The sequence below is a fragment of the Thalassoglobus neptunius genome, from assembly GCF_007859735.1.
Classification (GTDB): Bacteria; Planctomycetota; Planctomycetia; order Planctomycetales; family Planctomycetaceae; genus Thalassoglobus; species Thalassoglobus neptunius.
Genome location: NZ_SIHI01000138.1, coordinates 1 through 1,545, shown reverse-complemented (window position 1 = coordinate 1,545; position 1,545 = coordinate 1). Strand labels below are relative to the sequence as shown.

Here is a 1,545-nt window from a genome sequence, read left to right as displayed (position 1 = left end):
CAGCTTCTGCAACACCTCAGCCAGCGACTTTCCTGCCGCCAACATCGCTTGCCCCTCCTGCAACAGCTTCACAATCTGCTCAGGCTTACGTCGTCGTCGCTTCGTCATCAAAGTCTCCTCGAACCAAAATCGGTCGGTTGACTCTCATAACATCTGGATCAGAAAATGGGGAGCACGCCACGGATTCAAGTCAACAATGGTCTCGCCCCCATTCAACGAGTGCTTGATTGGGATGTTGCTCAAGAGATTGTGCCGGTTTCCGTCTTTTAAATTCTGAAAGCGGTGAAGAACTTGAAACGGGGCCGATCGAAAGCAAAGTAACGGCCCCCGTTCTTCCGGTACGGGCAAACGGACGGGTAGTTGATCCCGCAATACGCCTGGCGTCCCGGTCCATAGGTGACAGGTGACTAAACAAAACCTGTGTCGTCAGCGAACTGACTGAACCTGAAAACCCGTTAACAAGACCGTCCGTACTAAACCGGCCTAACTTGTGCCAAAAGTCTCTAGTCACCAGGGCTAGCAGTGATGTGCCTTCACCATAAAGTCAGGCAGTCTGAGATCGTCTTGCGACGCCGAAAAGTCCGACGATTCCCATGCAAACCAATGCGATTGAAGACGGTTCGGGAACGGTTGACGAGTCGGGAACTATACGTGTCACACTTACACTGTAACTGTCAGCGTGCTTTATCGTTCCACCACCTCCCTCCCAAAGGTCCATCACTGGAGTAAATTGGTTTGTTGACGGCTGAGGTCTGACATAAAAGTGGTAGTCCCAGAAGTCAACGTAGTCAGCGACTCGAAACACTGCTCCACTCCACGAAATCCCACTACCAAGTTCTGCTCTGTTAGAAGACGTGGTCGCGAATCCTGCGACAAATGAATGAAGCATTCCAGAACTGAGACCGATGCCAGGACCGCGAACATCCCAATTCACAATCTCTGAAGCTTGATCAATGACCATGTTATTGTTGTGATCTTCGAATTGAAACTTCACGACAATAGGCCGTGAGAGGCTGATCTTTGTTCCACCGCGACCATACTCATATGTGTCCTCTGCGATGAGTTCAATCTGAAATCCTGCCCAAACGTTAGAACATGTTGCCAAAACTAAAACGCAAATTGTCAGCGTCATTCTGACAGTCAATGGAAGTGAAAGCGGAAGCAAGCGGTCCATTCGAGGCCCTTTCGCTTGAATTTGTGATCCTGCCCAATTGTTGAAGCGTGCAATAGTGCTATCAAAGCTTGAGACAATGAGCAAGGACGCATCAGAAAGACAACCGGGCGCCTACGTGCCTGCAAGAACTCTGTCGGTGGATCATCCTTCAGCGACGGTCCGGAAGATGGTGATGCGACACCAAAATGTCGTGGCGTGCTCCCCATTTTCTGATCCAGATGTTATGAGAGTCAACCGACCGATTTTGGTTCGAGGAGACTTTGATGACGAAGCGACGACGACGTAAGCCTGAGCAGATTGTGAAGCTGTTGCAGGAGGGGCAAGCGATGTTGGCGGCAGGAAAGTCGCTGGCTGAGGTGTTGCAGAAGCTG

The 1,545-nt window shown here is 50.7% G+C and carries 1 protein-coding gene; it reads right to left on the bottom strand.

Annotated elements, in window-relative coordinates; all coding sequences use genetic code 11:
- Window positions 1-544: 544 nt before the first annotated feature.
- Window positions 545-1,174 (bottom strand): PEP-CTERM sorting domain-containing protein, encoded by a 630-nt coding sequence (locus KOR42_RS26235; protein WP_146512746.1) that lies wholly within the window; start codon window positions 1,172-1,174, stop codon window positions 545-547.
- Window positions 1,175-1,545: the final 371 nt, after the last annotated feature.